The following is a 15,890-nucleotide window of genomic DNA, read 5'->3' on the forward strand; positions in this document are numbered from 1 at the left end:
TTCGATTGTTCAGCGGCGCATCCGCTCGGCCGGAATGCCATACACGACAGCGCCGGTGCCGCACCAGCCATGCATGCGCATGAAAAAGCGGTAGTCCGGCAAGGTGTCCATCAGCCAGGCGGGGGTGCGCCACAGGCCATCGCGGTTGTGGTAGGTGGTCAGGGCCAGCACGGGGCGGCATCGGTGCAAGGTGTCGACAGCGCCTTTGAGCGCGGGAAGCTCGTGCCCTTCCAGATGCAGCTTGATGAAGGTGGGCGAGAGTGCGAGCGAGTCGATCCGGCAGGTGCCGACCTGTTGGCTGCCGGTGCTCTTGAGGCGTGACGCCATGCCGGCGCCGGCGCAGAAGGCGGCTTGCCCATCGGTATCGCTCAGGGCGCATGCGACAAGACGGATGCGCTCACGGTCGTCCGGCGCCAGGGCATCGCGCCATGCGCTCAGGGCGCGGTGGTTTTGCGGGTCCGGCTCGATGGCGGTGGCGCGGGTGAAAGATGGGACGCCGCGCTGGAGCCAGTTGTCGAGAAACTCGCCATGCCAGGCGCCGCCGTCGATGAGTGTCTCGCCGGGCTGCAACGCGTCCAGGATGTCAGGAATGAAATAGCGGTCGTCGATCGTGACGGGGGCGTGTCCGAACGACCATTCGGCGCGCTGCACGCGCCACGCCAGACTCTGCAGGTGTGCTGCACGGGAGAAGTCGTCGTGCCAGCCGTCGAGCACGCGCGCGATGCCGTGTTGGTCCTCAGGAGTCAGCACTCCGGAAAACCATCCGTTGTTCATGACGCCGTCTGGCCCCCCTGCCTGGAGCAGGTCATAGACCGGCACGATGTGGGTCCAACCCGCTTTCGCAAGGGCGTCGCGAATCGGCTCGTAGGGGCTGGTGACCACGCACACGGCAACGGGCCGGCGTGCCCGTTCGTCCATTGGAACCTCATCCGGATGCCTGACGGGCAGGCCGGTCTTCAGGCAGCCCGAGGGCGGTGGCTGTCGATCGATGCAGAAGGCGAGGGCGCGGCCGAGCGTGTTGAACAGCTCGGCGGCGAGATGACCGAGTTTGCCTGCGCCGTAGAGCACCAGGGCTTCTCCGGGCAGCGTTGGTGGCGTCGCGGGCGGGGTGGCGCACAGACGCGCCAGCCATTGGGCTGCGCTGTCGCGGTCGGTGCGTGTCCCGGCGCTCATCGGGCGTGCTCCGCCTGGCGTGCCCAGCCGGCCAGTTGGGCATCCTCCGGGAAGTGATCCCGGTAATGAAAGACCGAGCCTTTGGTGGCTTCGAGTTGGGCGTGCGCGCTGCCCGCGCCGGCGCACCCGAGCGCGTCGGGCGTCCAGATGTCGGGGCGCTGGCAGGCCATGAACCACTGCGCAGGCGTTGTGCCGAAGACCGACCGAAAATCGAAGCTGCGTTTGTCTTCGTCGAGCACGGCGGCGTAATGGGCGTGCAGGGCGTCGGCGGTGACGGTGATGTCGAAGCGTTTGCGCACATGGGCTGCGGCCTGTGCCGAGAGCGTCGCGCGCAGGCCGGGGGTGGTGGCCAGTCTGTCCATGGCGTCGGCAAATTCGCTCGGGGTGCGCACGATCAGTCCGGTGCGTTCGTGCTCCACCAGTTGCCGCTCGGCCGGGTTGTCCAGCACCACCGGCACGACGCCCATGGCCATGGCTTCGAGCAGGGCGTTCTCGGCGGTGCCGTAGTGCTGCGGGTTGAGCAGATAGGCGAGGACATCGAAGTGCGACAAGGTGCCCGCGATGTCATGGGTAAAGCCGCGCACATCGAGTCGCGACGTCAGCCCGCGCGCCCGGGCTTCGGTATGCAGCGCGTCGGCGGTGGTCGGGTCGCCCACCAGGGCGAGACGAAAGTCCGGGATGCGCACCGCGGCGACAAAATCCATCAGGTCGGGGTGCAGCTTGGCGAAATTGAGGGTGCCGACATAGCCCGTGCGAAGCGGGGTATCGTCACCTCGCCGTGGGGCTTCGGGCAGGTCGTCGAAGCCCCCCGAGCTGAAGACCACCCCCAGCCGGGCCCTCGCTTCGTCCGATAGCTGACGGACCGCCGGGGCGTCGAGCGAGCAGGTGGAACTGAACAGGAAGCGGTGGGGGAGCGTCAGAAACCGCGATGGGAAGGTCGGCAGACCAAGCCCTGACACATGGCTCCAGACCACCAGACGCATGGGCGGGTGCGCTGTGGCGCCCATCCAGCGCGCGACGAGCGGGTGGTGCCACCATTCGAGCTGAACCACATCGGCTTCGCGCACCAGGGTGTCCAGTGAACGTGCGTCTGGGGCACACACCACGCGGGCGCCGTGGGCACGGGCGTGATCGACGAAGAGCGTCTTTTCCGGCATGGCGAGGCAGGCGATGGTGTGCTCGATGCCGTCTGCGCGCCGCGAGGACGCCTCGACCAGACGCGAGAGCACCTTGCCGACGCCGCCGCCCAGATGTGCGGTTACGTGAAGCAGGCGCATGCTCAGGCGGCCGATTGCGGCATCGTTCGGCCTGTGTGGGCTTTCGCCCCGAGCAGGCCGAAGTGCTGCGCATGATCGCGCCACCACGGGTCGTCTTCGATCAGCGATTCGAAACGGGTGCGCGATGCCATCACACCGGCCGGGTCGCCGGCGTCCATGGACAGGATGCCGCAGGGTATGGTGAAGGGCGGGAGGGTGTTGCCACGGCACGCGCCCACGTCATCGTCAACGCTGAAGTCGGGCGGGATGATGAACAGCAGTCGTTCCGTGCGCATGAGGCTCTCCTTGGCTCAAGCGGCCTTGTTGATGCGTCGTTGCAGGCGAGTGAGCAGCTGCGGTGCGTGAGCGTCGATGTTGTCCGGCAGGCAATGGCTCAACTGACCGCAGTCACCGCAGGTGGGGTTCTCCTTGCGTCGGCCTTCCAGATGCGCAATGCGGTGGGCATTCATGGCCTCGCCCAGCCAGATGTCGCGCACGCTCTGCGTCTTCACGTTGCCCACGTCGAGTTTTCGCGCCCAGTCAAGGAAGCACAGGCTGACCGAGCCGTCCGTATTGACGGCCATCGAGTAGAAGATGTACGGGCACACCGAGACTTCATGAATCGCATTGCCGTAAATGCCCTCGGTGATCTCGATGCCCGTGCGCTCCTCGATGTCGAAGGTGGGCCAGCAGGGGGCGAAATTCTCGATGAAGACCCGATCGGCAATATCGCCGAAGGTGTCGAAGAAGCGCTGCCGGTCGTCCTCGGAGAGGATGTCGCCGGGAATCTTGATGCAGATCTCGCAATCGCCCTTGCGATCGTAGAGTCTGGCGATGTTGTCCACGAAACGGTCGAAGTCCACCCGGGTTTTGGTGAAGGTCCAGAACTGCTCGCTCGACATGCCGTCGACGGAGATGTTGATGCGGTCGATGCCCGCATCGATGATCGGCGCCACCTTTTCCGGTGTCAGCAAGTACCCGTTCGTGGTGGTGTCGATGTACTGCACGTGACCGCTTTGCTTGGCGTAGGCCACCATGTCCGCGAACCGGGTGTGCAGCAGCGGCTCACCCTCTTTGTAAAGACGCAGGACCTTGAGTGGCTGATCGAATTCGCCCAGGTCGTCGATCACTTTCCGGTAGACGTCGAAATCGAGCCGACCCTGCCAGCGCCCGGTCGATTTGATGAGGTCCCGGTCGCCGGTCGGGCAGAAGGTGCATTGGAAGTTGCAGGTATTGACCGGGTCGACGAACAGCACATAGGGCGTCGTCAAGGGGATCACGTCCTGCAGCGGTGTGCGGCCTTCCAGGTTGATGCGGGGTTTGATCTGAGCCTTCATGGTTCACCTCGTGCGTCTGTCGGCGCGACGGGGACGAGGCGTTGAACGCGTCGTCGGGGGCTTTGGACTGCCGCCGGAACTTCCTGCGGCTGGTCGGAAAGTTTGCAGCGTCCGCAGGCGTCGATGAACGGGCGGGCGGCAAATCGATTGAGTGCCTGGACCAGTGCCGTGCCGTCGAGCGCATCGACCTGAACCATCTGGTCCTCGACCACGGGCAACTGCCCGAGCTGGACGCCTGCCAGTTGGTGAGGGCAGCGATAGAGGCGGCCGCGGGACAGCGTCATGCAGTTGGTGAACGCGCATTTGGCAAAGGACTCGCGCATGGCCGCTTCGTCGAGGTGCAAATCCTCGAACTGCCCCATGTCCATCCACACCTTGTTGGGGAGCACGGCATAGCTGACGCCGTGTGCCTCCATGGCCGCCCGGAAGCTTTGGAAATTCTCGCGCAGGCGCGGCGGCGTGTTGTCGCCGTAATCGGAGATGTTGAGCACCACGCGCGGATGGGCCAGGCGTTCGATCAGTCCGGCCTTGGGGGCAACGGTGCCGCTGGTGTACAGATAGATGAAACCCAGGCCGGGCATGGCGAGCAGACCGTCGAGAATGTCGCTCAGGCCGCGATGCAGAAGTGCCTCGCCGCCGGTGATGGAAAAGCGGTGAATGAAGCCGCAGGCGTCGACCATCCTGGCGGCGGCGCCGAGGATCTCATCGACGCTGTCGTTGTAATGCGTTTCGTGACTGGGCAAGGCCTCGACGCAGTGGGTGCAGTTGAGCGTGCAGCGGTTGGTGATGAAATAGGCCACGTCGTTGATGTCGGCAACCGCCCGGGATGCAGCGCGAAGCGGGCGCACGGGCGAGGCTTGCTCGGCGCCGCGGCGAAACGCGGGGCAGGCGGAAACGTCGGCCCGGCAGGCCATGCAGTCGGTGAGCGCGAGCGCTTGGCCCGAGTCGAGAAGCGTGTGGCAGGCAGACTCCGCCAGTGACTGGACCACCGGTTGGGCCCAGAGCGGCGCACCAAAGGCGGGGAAGCGCGACTGAAGCTGTGCCGCAGCGGCGGTGTAGGCGTGTTCCGAGTTCAGGGCCACCACCAGCACATGGGCATCGGGTTGGCCGATCTGGTCCAGGTGTTCCGGCGGGCTGACGGGCATGTCGCCGATGTGACCGATGTCATGCGCCTTGGCGTCAATGCACGCCGCCACACGAATGCTGGCCGTCTTCAGGCGGCGCAGCAGATGGCGCCCGGCGCTGCCAGCACCATAGATAATGGGCGTGCGCCCCGCGAACAGCGCGGTTGAAGGCGTCGCCTCGCTGGGGCGAACGGCCGTCAGTCCCACAGGCGTCGCTCCGTGCGGGCGCGAAACGCCTCATCGACGAAAAAACTCTGTTTCAGGGGTTCCGCCATGCGCACGCCGCCTTGCATGCTGGTGCCGAAGATGGCGTCCACCAGGGGGCGCGACAGGCGCCTGGGTGCGCCCGAACCGCTGGCCATCCAGTCGTCAAAAAACGCTTCGATTCCGTCGTGAATGGCTTGCTTGTCAGCAAAGTGCTGCTGGTTGCCGCGCGGTGCATCAAAGTGCGGCTCGCCCTGCGCGTCGGCATACAGCGCCATGCCCACGGGCGCCACGAGGACGGATTCGCACAGGATGTGGTAGCGATACACGGCGTCCGGCGCTTGTCCGCTGCGCTGATTGAAGAGCGCATCGGTGCGATCACACATCCCGAACGGATTGTCGTCGCCGAAGTGGCCGGTGATGTAGTAGCCGTCCAGCGGCTGCTGGAAGACCTGCTCGAGGGCGTGCTGAATGGTTCCCTTGAGCCCGAGGTCGCACACGGCGGTCGGGCGGGACGGGTCGATGCCCTGGGCGGCGAGGTAGGCCTCGTAGCCGGCACGCTCTTGCGCTGCATGGGCGAGGATGGCGTCCATGTGTTGCTCGACCAGCTCACGTGCCCTTGCATCGGTGTTGTCGAGCGCGGCTTCATCGTCAAGTTCGGGGGCGTCGAGCCCGAAGCGCAGCGCCAGCCATTGACGCGCGGTGCCCGTAAAGGCCTCGTTCATGAGGGCGCGCACGTCGTCCTCGGTGCGCAGGGCGGCGACCGTGGCCATTCGGCGCGAGGTGACGAAGTAGGTGCCAGCGGGCAAGTGCGTGCCTCCGAGGTGGGTGCAGAGCTTTTCATAAAGATGCACCAGCAGATGTCCTTCCCGTGCGAAGAAAAGCAACTGCTCGACCGGCTTATTCTCAAGCTTGCGTACCAGCCAGCCCAGATAAGCGAGCAAGAGCGGGCCGAAGAAGGTGTAGCCGAAGTCCTCGAACGACTCGATGTGAAGCGTTGCCGGCGGGGTGAAGGGGGTCTTGAACAGCCGCTGCGCGAGCAGACCGATGACCTGACCGTCTTCCGCAGTACGCACCGCATCGGCCCAGTGCGCGCATGGACTGGCGGCCAGCTGCTCGGCCGGGGCGGCCAGGCGCAGGGCCGCGAGGCCGTGGGCGCGGGCTTGTGTGACGTCGCTGTGCAGGCTGTCACCCACGTGGACAATGCTTGCGTGGGGATGCCGGGCGCGCAGCAGATCGAACAGTCCGCCCTGGGACTTGCTGAGGCCGGCTTCGGATGAAACGAGTAGCGACGGCGGCTCCGGCAGGCCGCATCGGGCAAGGATCTGGTTCAGCGTCTCGCGCGGGAGCATGGTGTCGGTGGTGATCCAGACCGACTTGCCTGCCTGCCGGGTGCGCCGTAGGGCGTCGATCATGGCGGTTCGTGGCAGGCACAGTGCAAGTTCGGTTGCCAGCTCGGCGGCGTGGAGTCGATCAATGGCATTGGCCGGGAGGTCGGATGCGGCGCGCATCTGCGCATAGATGACATCCAGCGCGACCGTGTGGTGGCCGTGCTGGCGCAGACAATCCGCTTCGGCCGCTTTTCGGGCCGAGAGCAGGGTCGGCGCGTCCGGCCCATCCGGGTTTGTCGCTCGTTGCGCGGCCAGTTCGAGAATGTCATCCGGACGCCAGGCCTGGCGGGTGACGAGGGTTTCAAACAGATCGAAGGAGACCACCTGGTGCCCGGCGATGGCCGCCTCCAGCGCCGCCCGGTCGCAGCATGGGGGCAGCGTGGTGCCCGTGGGCGCGTCGTGCAGGGCCAGCGTGCCATCCGGGAACACGATGCTGACATCCGCCGCATCACACCAGGGCCGTATGCGCCGAGCGATGGTGTGCCAGTAGACGTCGGTGGCGGCAATGACCACTGCGCGGGCGCCCCTGGCCACTGCGGTCTCGGGCGACAGCACGGGCTGGCCGAAAAAGTGTTTGCCGATATTGTCGGCATCCTTGTCGAGCAGCCCCACGATGGGGTAGTCGCTCAACTCGTCGATCAGGTCCCGAGCCCGCATGCCGATACCGTACAAGGCAATGGCAGCCGGCCCCAACTGCGCCAGGCGTGCGCGCAGCGCCGTTGATTGGGGGGTGTCCGAGTCAGGAAGTCTCTGCATGAATGCGGATCACCTTGTGGCGCCGATCGAGCTGGCGGCCGGCGGTGACTTCCGTGGGGCCCTTGGGCAGGTTGCAGTAGCGGCAGGCGTCGATCACCTTGGTGTTCTCGAACTTGTCCAGTTCGCTCACCAGCCCGGCCAGATCATGGGCGTGAATGTCGACCACATCGCGTTTCTCGAACTTCTCCATCTTGATGCCGCCGGCCTGGTACGGGCAGTGATACAGGGTACCGTCGTATATCCGGTGGCACGCGGCCATGAAGCAGTTGGAGAAGTGCTCCTCGAGCCGCGCCTCCGGCACATCGCCCTTGTCGTAGCCATTGAGGTCGACCCAGTAGCGATCCGGATAGACCACGAAATTGACCTCATGGGCGGCGAGCATGTCGATGGTGCGATGAATCTTGTCCTTTTGCTTGTCGGTCAGGTTGTTGTCGTGTCCGTAGTCGGAGACGGTGACGATGATCCGGTCGTGCCTCAAGGCCTCGCACAAGGCGGCGTCGGGGACCGAGGTGCCGCTGGTGAACACCCCGATGTAGCCGATCTTGGGGACGGTGACCAGCTCACGGACGATGTCGGCGATCTGCGGATGGGAGAAGGGTTCGCCGCCGACCAGATCGAGCCGGTGGAGGAAGCGGCTCGCTTCGGTCAGCTTGCGGATGTCGCGCAGCACGGTTTCCTTGGGCAGGCGCTCCGTGCTGCCCAGATACGGCACGCCTTCGTGGCAGTGCTCGCACTTGAGGGTGCACACCTCGCCAAGCATGTAGCCGACGTCGTTGAAGGTCGAGCCTGCCTCGACCGTGCTTTGAGGCGTCGCATTGCAGGCACTGTCGCAGCCGCAGTCACCCGAAGCGTCGGCTTCAGCCAGCTCGGCTTCGGCCAGCTCTTCCACGTGGCGGCAGAAGATCGGGCATTTGTACGGTTTGACGTGATACGAGATGCAGTGTTTGAGCGGCGGGTACTCACCGTGTTCCGCCTTGGCCTTGCAGCTTTGATAGTGCAGCAGATAGACGAGGAAGACGCCGTTGGCCCGCTCCAGCGACGGAGCCAGCCGGGTGATGTCGGCCTCGATCAACTCGGTCAGCTGCATGGTGCCTGCGCCGAGCACCACCAGCGGCTCGGGGCGTCCGTCCTTGAGGCTGAGCCAGCCCGGGCGCTGGACGTCCATGCCGTCGATCTGGCCGATCTTGGCATGTTGCCGATCAACGAAGGCGCTGACGGGGACATTGAGTCCGTCGAAGAGACTCTTGAGCATGCGCCCCGATCGCCCGGCACCGTAGATGATGACTTCCCGCGCACGGATCGCCTCGATGAGGGCGTCCAGTTCGGACGGATCCGGATCCTTGCTGTCGAGGAGGCCGGCATACATGCGGGCGAGGGTGTCGTTGATTCGGGTTGAACTCATGGGGTCATACCTCTTCACTATCGGGGTGGGCCCGAAATTGTCGGAGTCCGTCATCGAGCAGCACGCCGGGCTGCCAGTCAGGCAGAACGGGCGCGTCCGCCCACGGATCGATCACTTCACGTGGACGGTAAGGCCGCGCGCCCCAGCGCACGCGCACCGGTTGGTCGGGTGCGGCGGCATTGAAGCGCTCTACCAGCGTTCTGAGGTCGATTGCTTCCGGGCTCGGCAGGCGGTAGCAACGCCGTTCGCCGGGCGCGAGACCCGTTGCCCGCTCGCAGGCGAGGGTGAAAGCGTCGGCCAGATCGTCCACGTGCACGAGATGCAGGCGCTGCTCTCCCGGGCTCATGTCCAGAACATCGGCTGAATCCGCGGCTTTCTTGAGCAGGTTGAGGAGTTTGGGGCGCGAGTCGCCGGGGCCGTAGCTGTCGTAGATGGCCAGTTCGATCGTGCGCAAGGCATGGGCGCTGCGGTAGTAATCGGCCAACGCGAGTGCGGCGTTCTTGGCTGCGGCGTAGAGGTTGACGGGGGCCTCACCATATTGCCAGGCGCTGGCGGCGTACACGAGTGCATTGCAGTCGGCTCGGGCCATGGCATCGAGCACGTGAGCGGTGAAACCGACGTTGTCGCGGATCAGGTCATCGATCTCGGGGGGCGTATGGCTGGCGACGTAGCGCGCAGCCAGATGCACGACGCAGTCGGGGCGTTCGCGCTGCATGATGCCGTTCAATGCGTCAGGCGCGGCATCGACGATGTGCATCGGCACATGGCCAATGGCGGTCGGGATGCGTGAAGCCGCGCGCACGAGGCCAGCGACCTCATGGCCGGCCCGGTCGAGATGTTCAACCAGGTGTCGCCCGATGAAGCCGCTTGCGCCGGTGACCAGAATCTTCATCGCTCGTCCACGAACCGGAAGGGGGTGTCGAAGTCAGCCAGTCGGGGGTGGGCGCGGTCCCGCGCCGAGAGCGTGGGCTCGTCGGTGGCCCAGGCGACCCCGGCCGAGTCCCAGGCGATCCCGGCATCGTGTTCAGGGGCGTGCTCGGTGGTGGTGAGATAGATCATGGTGGCCGAGTCACTCAGCACGCAAAAACCATGGGCCAGGCCGCTGGGCAGGTAGAGGGCGTTGCCGGCGTCGGCCGACAACGAGACCGCGATATGTTGGCCGTAGCCGGGTGAGTCGCGCCGCAGATCCAGAGCGACGTCCTGAACCGCGCCGTCGATGCAGGCGACCAGCTTGGCATGGGCATGCGGCGGTCTCTGAAAGTGCAGGCCGCGGATGACATGTCGATGCGAGGTGGTGCAGAACACTTCCGCAACACCCGGGTCGAGCCCCATGGCGGCAAATGCGTCGCGATGAAAGAGTTTGAGAAAGCGGCCGCGGGTGTCCTCGCTGCGCGGCAGCGTCAGCTCGACACAGCCGGGCAAGGCCGTGGGGCGCAGGCTGAAACCGGCGTTGCTCACCAGCCCGCTCCCAGGAAAGTCCGCAGCTGTTCCGTGGCGTAGTCGAGCATGGGCTCGGTGAGGCCGGGCCAGAGTCCGATCCAGAAGGTGTCGTTCATCACCCGGTCGGTCTGCGCCAGCGTGCTGGCGACCCTGAATGCGCGGCCGTCAAAATAGGGCTGGCGCACGAGGTTGCCAGCGAACAGCAGACGAGTACCGATCTTGTGCTGGTCCAGCCACTGGAGCATATCGACCCGGTTCAGCCCGGCTTCGGCACGCAGCGTGACCGGGAAACCGAACCAGCTGGGCTGGGCGTGAAGGGTGGGCTGCGGCAGATCGAGCAGGCCCGTGCAGTCCGCCAGGCGCTGCGTCAGGTAATCGAAGTTGGCGCGGCGCGCGCTCACGAAGCCCTCGAGGCGGTCGAGCTGGGCGAGGCCACAGGCGGCCTGCATGTCGGTGATCTTGAGGTTGTACCCCAGGTTCGAGTAGGTGTACTTGTGATCGTAGCCCTGCGGCAGATCGCCCAGTTGCCAGCCAAAACGCTTCTTGCACGTGTTGTCGCAGCCGGGCGCGCACCAGCAGTCGCGCCCCCAGTCGCGGATCGATTCGGCGATCTTCGCCAGCAGCGGGTCGCTCACCAGCACCGCGCCCCCTTCGCCCATGGTGATGTGGTGCGCGGGGTAGAAGGACAGGGTGGCCAGATGGCCGAAGCAGCCCACGTGGCGCTCCCGTGCGTGCGCGTCAGCACGGCACCAGAGCGCCGGATCAGCCCCGTCGGGCGTGCGCGGCCACCAGGCGTCGTGGGTGTCGGGGATGCGGTAGCGGGCGCCGAGCGCGTCGCAACAGTCCTCGATCAGCCACAGGTTGTGCCGGGCACAGAAGGCGGTGATTGCGCTCAGATCGAACGGGTTGCCCAGTGTATGGGCGATGACCACGGCGCGTGTCCTGTCGCTGAGGGCGCCATCGAGATGGGTGGGGTCGATGTTGTACGTGTGCGGCTGGATGTCGATGAAAACCGGGACACCGCCGTTCTGGAGAATCGGATTGACCGTGGTCGGGAAACCGGCCGCGACAGTGATCACCTCGTCGCCGGGGCGCAAGGCAGCGGCACCCAGCTGCGGCGAGAAAAGCGATGAGACGGCCACCAGATTGGCCGACGAGCCGGAATTGACCGTCAGTGCCCGGCGCGTGCCGACGAAGGACGCCAGCCGGGTTTCGAATTCGGTGTTGAAGCGCCCGGTGGTCAGCCAGCCATCTAGTGCGGCGGCGACCATGGCTTGTGTTTCAGTTTCGCCAATGACTTTGCCGGAGGGCGGAATCGGTGTCTCTCCCGGGATGAATTCCGGGGTCTCGGTCCGGTTCGAAAAATGGGCATGGACCGCCTCCTGGATCGCGTCCCGGCTCATTCGGCGGGCTCCAGCAACGCAGCGTAGGCGGCGATATTCTCATCCATGAGCACCTGCGCCGATTCGCCATCATGGTGACGCCGGTACCAGTCAGCCACGAGATCGAGCGTGTCGGGCAGCGAGCAGCGCGGTTGCCAGCCGAGCAGGGATCGGGCATCGGAGCTGTCGAGGCGAAGCACGCCCGCTTCGTGCGGATGGGGCTGCGTATCGCTGACCCATACGCCACCGAGGCGTTCGCACAGGGCGTCCGCGACATGGGCGACCGAGGTCATGTCGGCGGCGGCCGGACCGAAGTTCCAGGCGCGCTCTGCCGTGGTATCGCCGGCCAGCAGCCGGGCCCCCAGGTTCAGGTAGCCGGCGAGTGGTTCGAGGACGTGCTGCCAGGGACGAATGGCGTGCGGCTGGCGAATCCGGGTCTCGGCGCCGCTCAATGCTGCCCGGACCAGATCCGGCACGAGGCGGTCGGCGGCCCAGTCTCCACCCCCGACGACGTTTCCGGCGCGCGCGCTGGCAATGCGTGGTGCGCCCGTGTCGCGAAAGCTCGCACGCCAGCTCGCAGTGACAAGTTCAGCACATGCCTTGGAGCTGCTGTAAGGGTCGTCACCGCCCAGCGCGTCGCCCTCGCGGTAGCCCGCGGCGCCCGGCGGGGGGGCGTAGCATTTGTCGCTGGTGACGACCACGACGCCCTGAGCGCCGCATCGCTGGGCCGCATCGAGCACATGGGCCGTGCCCATGACATTGGTTGCGTAGGTGCCGATGGGGTCTTCATAGCTTGCCCGTACGAGGGATTGGGCGGCCAGATGAAAGACCAGTTCAGGTCGGCTCGACGCGAAAATCTGCTGTACCGCCGAGGCATCGCGGACATCGGCGATGTGGTGGGCCAGTGTGTGCTCGAGTGAGGCCTCGATGAACAGGGCAGGGTGTGATGCCGGCGGCAATGCGAGGCCCGACACCCGGGCGCCCAGGTGCGTCAGCCAGCGGGTGAGCCAACTGCCTTTGAAGCCGGTGTGGCCCGTCACCATGATCCGGCGGCCTTGATAGGCCGACGTGCTTACCAGCACTTCCATGGCGCCTGTCCGCTGTCCCACAGATTTTCGAGCAGGAGCTTCTCGCGCAGGGTGTCCATGGGCTGCCAGAAACCATGGTGGCGAAATGCGTTGAGTTCGCCGCGCTCGACGAGACGCTCCAGCGGGGTGCTCTCCCAGGCGGTCTTGTCGCCGTCGATGGTGTCGATGACCTTGGGTGAGAGGACGAAAAAGCCCCCGTTGATGGTGTTGGTCTGCTCCAGGGGCTTCTCGACGAAATGAGTCACGCAGTCGCCTTCGAGCTCGAGCGCCCCGAAGCGGCCTTTGGGGGTGACGGCCGTGACGGTGGCCAGCTGGTCGTGCGTCTCGTGAAAACGCCACAGGGCGGTCAGATCAATATCCGCCAGACCGTCACCGTAGGTGAAGAAAAAGGCGTCGTCATCGGCGACAAAACGTTTGACGCGCGCCAGACGGCCGCCGGTCATGGTGTGTTCGCCAGTGTCGACGAGGGTCACCCGCCAGGGCTCGGCGTGCTGCTCATGCACCTCCATGCGGTTGTTGCGCATGTCGAACGTGACGTCGGAGGTGTGGAGAAAATAGTTGGCGAAGTACTCCTTGATGACGTAGCCCTTGTAGCCCAGACAGATGATGAAATCCGTGATTCCGTGAGCGGTGAAGATTTTCATCAGGTGCCACAGGAGCGGGCGGCCGCCCACTTCCACCATGGGTTTGGGTTTGAGGTGTGTTTCCTCGGTCAGCCGGGTGCCGATGCCACCTGCAAGAATGACGGCCTTCATGCCTCGTCGCCTTAAAGGTCAATGAGCGCATGGTAGGGGATTCTGTCAAGAAATGCGGACGAAACAGACCGGTAAAACCGGTCTAATTCAAGCGCTCAGCAGCACCTTGGCGTCCGGATCAGGCAGCAAGGTCCAGCCGGGGGAGAGCTCATCCGGCGTGAGGGCACCGTATCCCCAGGTGGCAGCGAAGAAGGCCAGCGCGTTGGCGTCGGCGGATTCGCCGTCCTCGGCCCGGTCGCCCACGTAGGCGGTCTCAGTGGCCTGAAGTGACAGTTCGCTCAACTGACGTTCGATCATGGCCGCCTTGCTGGGCAGGCGCGGTTCGGTCATGTCGAGCGCATAGACGGAGTCGAACAGGTCGCGCCAGCCGAACATGTCGAGAATCGCCCGGGTCGGGTGCAGGCGCTTGTTGGTGGCGATGTGCAGCGATTTTCCGGCGGCCCTGAGGTCGTGGAGCATCCGGTCAACGCCTTCGTAGGCTGTCGTCGCCTTCAGGCCGCCGCCGTCGTAGGCCGATTTGAACGCGTCGCTGAGGCGCTCGATCGTTCCGGGGTCGGTGGTGCCGCTGAGCAGTTCCAGTGTTTCCTTGAGCGGGGGGCCGATGATGTCCGATCCGATGGGGCGGACCGGTGCGGTGCCGGTCTGTTCGAAGGCCTGACGAAAGCTGGCCAGAATGGCCGGGGCCGAGTCGATGAGCGTGCCGTCGAGGTCGAAGATGTACGTGGAGAAACGGGACATGGCGGCAATGGGCTGCGGGTGGTGAGCGTTGGGGCGCCCATTGTCGCATGAGGCGGCTCAGGCCATCATCACCCGGTTCTTGCCCGCTTTCTTGGCGCGGTACATGGCCTTGTCGGCGCGATCAATGGCGGCTTCGGCGGGTTCATCGTCTTCCAGTCGCGCCACCCCGGCGCTGAAGGTGATGAGCAGCTTCTGGCCGCCGGTCAGGAAGTACTTGTTGGTCAGCGCGCGTTGCAGGCGATGCATGGCCTTGACGGCATCCTCGGCATCCGTGTCGGGCAGGATGACGACGAATTCCTCGCCACCGAAGCGGCCGAGGCTGTCCTGCGGGCGAAGGTTTTCCTTGACCACTTCGGTCAGGTGAAGCAGGGCGGCGTCGCCCGCATGGTGACCGTGGTTGTCGTTGATCTTCTTGAAATTGTCCACATCCAGCAGGCCGATGCACAGGCTGCTTGACCGGCGCTGTGCCCGGGCAATCTCGCGTTTGAGCGCTTCGTCCAGCCCTTTGCGGTTGAGGGCGCCGGTGAGCGGGTCGTGGCGCACCATCTCGCTGGTGTGATGCAGTTCGTTCTGCAGTTTGGCAATCTCGGCGTTGGCCAGATCCACCTGGTCGCGCAAGGACTGCAGGTCTTCACTCGAGCGCTTGGCCGACTCTTGTGCCGCACGCGTCTCGCGAAGCAGGTTTTCAACCACATCGGACAGCTGGCTGATGTCTTCTGCCTGCTCGATCTCGCCGGCGCACTGCTCCAGCGTGTCGTGGAAGGTGCCGGCCGAGTCGCTCATGTCCGCCAACCGGTCGATGAAGCCGGCGAGCATTTGTTTGAGGCGGGACTGTGCGTTTGACAGTTCCTGCTTGAGCTTGCCTTGCTGGTCGATGACGTCGCGCAGGCGGCGTTCGACTTCATCGAGGCTGCGGATGTCGAGCGGTTGGCTGAAGGCCTGGTGCAGCACGGCCAGCTGACCGCTGAGCCAGCGGTCGTCGATCACCAGCGCGCTGATGTTCTGGACCACGAGCTGAAGCAGGGCGGTGAGCGACTCGCGCACCGAGGCCTGGTCTTCGCCTGCCCATTCCAGTTTCAGGGCCAGCTCTTCCAGGCTGGCCTGGAGTTCGGGCAGGTCGGTCCGGCTCGGGTTGGCTGCGAGACGCTTGCCAACGGTGTCGACCGCGTCGGCAAGGGCGGGCAGATCGCTCAGGAACGAGCGTACGCCGCGGTGCATCAGCAGCTCGAGTTCCGCCCCCAGTTCAGGCGCGAGTGTCGCCAGTGCAATTGCATTGAGGGTCTGCTGATCCGAGGGGCTGCCGACCAATGCTGTGGTTTCTGGCTTCTCAGCCGCTGCACTGGCCTGTGTTTCGCTGGCGGGGGTGTCCGGCACCAGTTGTGCATCATCGGCTTCGGAATTGCTTGACCAGCTTCTCACCAGTCCGCCGAGCCGGGTGTGGAGCACGGAGGCATCACCGCCGGTCGATTTGAGTACATGCGCCAGCGACTCGCGCTTGCGGGCTTGTGTCAGGTTGGCGTGCCGGCGGTCGAGTTGCTCGATCAGTTGTTGCAGCAGCGAGCTCCACGCCAGATTGCCGCTATCGGTTGCCGTCGATAACTCGATGAGCGCACGTGCGATCGGGGGCCAGCTGCGTTGGACAACCGCCTGTTCGAACTGGCGCACAAACTTGAGTTGGGGGGGCGAACCGGACGGGAGTTGGCTGATGATGCGTTTGAATGCCTGGGCCGGAAAACAGTCGTCATCCTTGGTGCCCGAAATACGGTGATACAGCGCCCGGTAGTTGTCCGGCGTGGGTGGCACACGCTCCATGGCGAGGCGCCTGAGCGTTTCCCTTGCTATTT

14 protein-coding genes are annotated in these 15,890 nt (G+C 65.2%); all 14 read right to left on the minus strand.

What is annotated here, in order from left to right; translation table 11 throughout:
- Positions 1-9: 9 nt before the first annotated feature.
- Positions 10-1,173 carry an FkbM family methyltransferase gene (locus J0W34_RS07730; RefSeq protein ID WP_230971257.1) on the minus strand — a complete coding sequence of 388 codons (1,164 nt, stop codon included), beginning with the start codon at positions 1,171-1,173 and terminating at the stop codon, positions 10-12.
- Entirely contained in the window at positions 1,170-2,450 is a 1,281-nt protein-coding gene (locus tag J0W34_RS07735; protein WP_230971258.1) for a glycosyltransferase family 4 protein, read from the minus strand. The genes J0W34_RS07730 and J0W34_RS07735 overlap by 4 nt, the downstream gene beginning before the upstream one ends.
- Positions 2,451-2,452: 2 nt before the next feature.
- Positions 2,453-2,725: a hypothetical protein gene (locus J0W34_RS07740; RefSeq protein ID WP_230971259.1), complete on the minus strand. Its 273-nt coding sequence runs from the start codon at positions 2,723-2,725 to the stop codon at positions 2,453-2,455.
- Between the two features lie 15 nt (positions 2,726-2,740).
- Positions 2,741-3,766 carry a radical SAM/SPASM domain-containing protein gene (locus tag J0W34_RS07745; protein WP_230971260.1) on the minus strand — a complete coding sequence of 342 codons (1,026 nt, stop codon included), beginning with the start codon at positions 3,764-3,766 and terminating at the stop codon, positions 2,741-2,743.
- The gene (locus J0W34_RS07750) at positions 3,763-5,097 is read right to left on the minus strand and encodes a radical SAM protein (protein WP_230971261.1); all 1,335 of its coding nucleotides are present in this window, start codon (positions 5,095-5,097) and stop codon (positions 3,763-3,765) included. Before J0W34_RS07750 ends, J0W34_RS07745 begins: the two co-directional genes overlap by 4 nt.
- The gene (locus tag J0W34_RS07755) at positions 5,088-7,241 is read right to left on the minus strand and encodes a hypothetical protein (RefSeq protein ID WP_230971262.1); all 2,154 of its coding nucleotides are present in this window, start codon (positions 7,239-7,241) and stop codon (positions 5,088-5,090) included. The genes J0W34_RS07750 and J0W34_RS07755 overlap by 10 nt, the downstream gene beginning before the upstream one ends.
- Positions 7,225-8,643 (minus strand): radical SAM protein, encoded by a 1,419-nt coding sequence (locus J0W34_RS07760; RefSeq protein WP_230971263.1) that lies wholly within the window; start codon positions 8,641-8,643, stop codon positions 7,225-7,227. The genes J0W34_RS07755 and J0W34_RS07760 overlap by 17 nt, the downstream gene beginning before the upstream one ends.
- A 4-nt stretch (positions 8,644-8,647) precedes the next feature.
- A complete protein-coding gene (locus J0W34_RS07765; RefSeq protein ID WP_230971264.1) occupies positions 8,648-9,535 on the minus strand; it encodes an NAD-dependent epimerase/dehydratase family protein in 888 nt (295 codons plus the stop codon).
- Positions 9,532-10,101, minus strand: coding sequence for a dTDP-4-dehydrorhamnose 3,5-epimerase family protein (locus tag J0W34_RS07770; RefSeq protein ID WP_230971265.1), 570 nt, complete (start codon positions 10,099-10,101; stop codon positions 9,532-9,534). Before J0W34_RS07770 ends, J0W34_RS07765 begins: the two co-directional genes overlap by 4 nt.
- Complete coding sequence (gene rfbH / locus J0W34_RS07775) at positions 10,098-11,486, minus strand: lipopolysaccharide biosynthesis protein RfbH (RefSeq protein WP_230971266.1); 1,389 nt, start codon at positions 11,484-11,486, stop codon at positions 10,098-10,100. The genes J0W34_RS07770 and rfbH overlap by 4 nt, the downstream gene beginning before the upstream one ends.
- The gene (gene rfbG / locus J0W34_RS07780; RefSeq protein ID WP_230971267.1) at positions 11,483-12,553 is read right to left on the minus strand and encodes a CDP-glucose 4,6-dehydratase; all 1,071 of its coding nucleotides are present in this window, start codon (positions 12,551-12,553) and stop codon (positions 11,483-11,485) included. The genes rfbH and rfbG overlap by 4 nt, the downstream gene beginning before the upstream one ends.
- Positions 12,538-13,308 carry a glucose-1-phosphate cytidylyltransferase gene (rfbF, locus tag J0W34_RS07785; protein WP_230971268.1) on the minus strand — a complete coding sequence of 257 codons (771 nt, stop codon included), beginning with the start codon at positions 13,306-13,308 and terminating at the stop codon, positions 12,538-12,540. Before rfbF ends, rfbG begins: the two co-directional genes overlap by 16 nt.
- Before the next feature lie 87 nt (positions 13,309-13,395).
- Positions 13,396-14,046, minus strand: a complete 651-nt coding sequence (locus J0W34_RS07790; RefSeq protein ID WP_230971269.1) for an HAD family hydrolase — start codon at positions 14,044-14,046, stop codon at positions 13,396-13,398.
- 57 nt (positions 14,047-14,103) lie between these two features.
- Entirely contained in the window at positions 14,104-15,858 is a 1,755-nt protein-coding gene (locus J0W34_RS07795; RefSeq protein WP_230971270.1) for a GGDEF domain-containing protein, read from the minus strand.
- Between the last annotated feature and the right edge of the window lie 32 nt (positions 15,859-15,890).

Origin of the sequence: Nitrogeniibacter aestuarii, assembly GCF_017309585.1 — a bacterium.
Classification (GTDB): Bacteria; Pseudomonadota; Gammaproteobacteria; order Burkholderiales; family Rhodocyclaceae; genus Nitrogeniibacter; species Nitrogeniibacter aestuarii.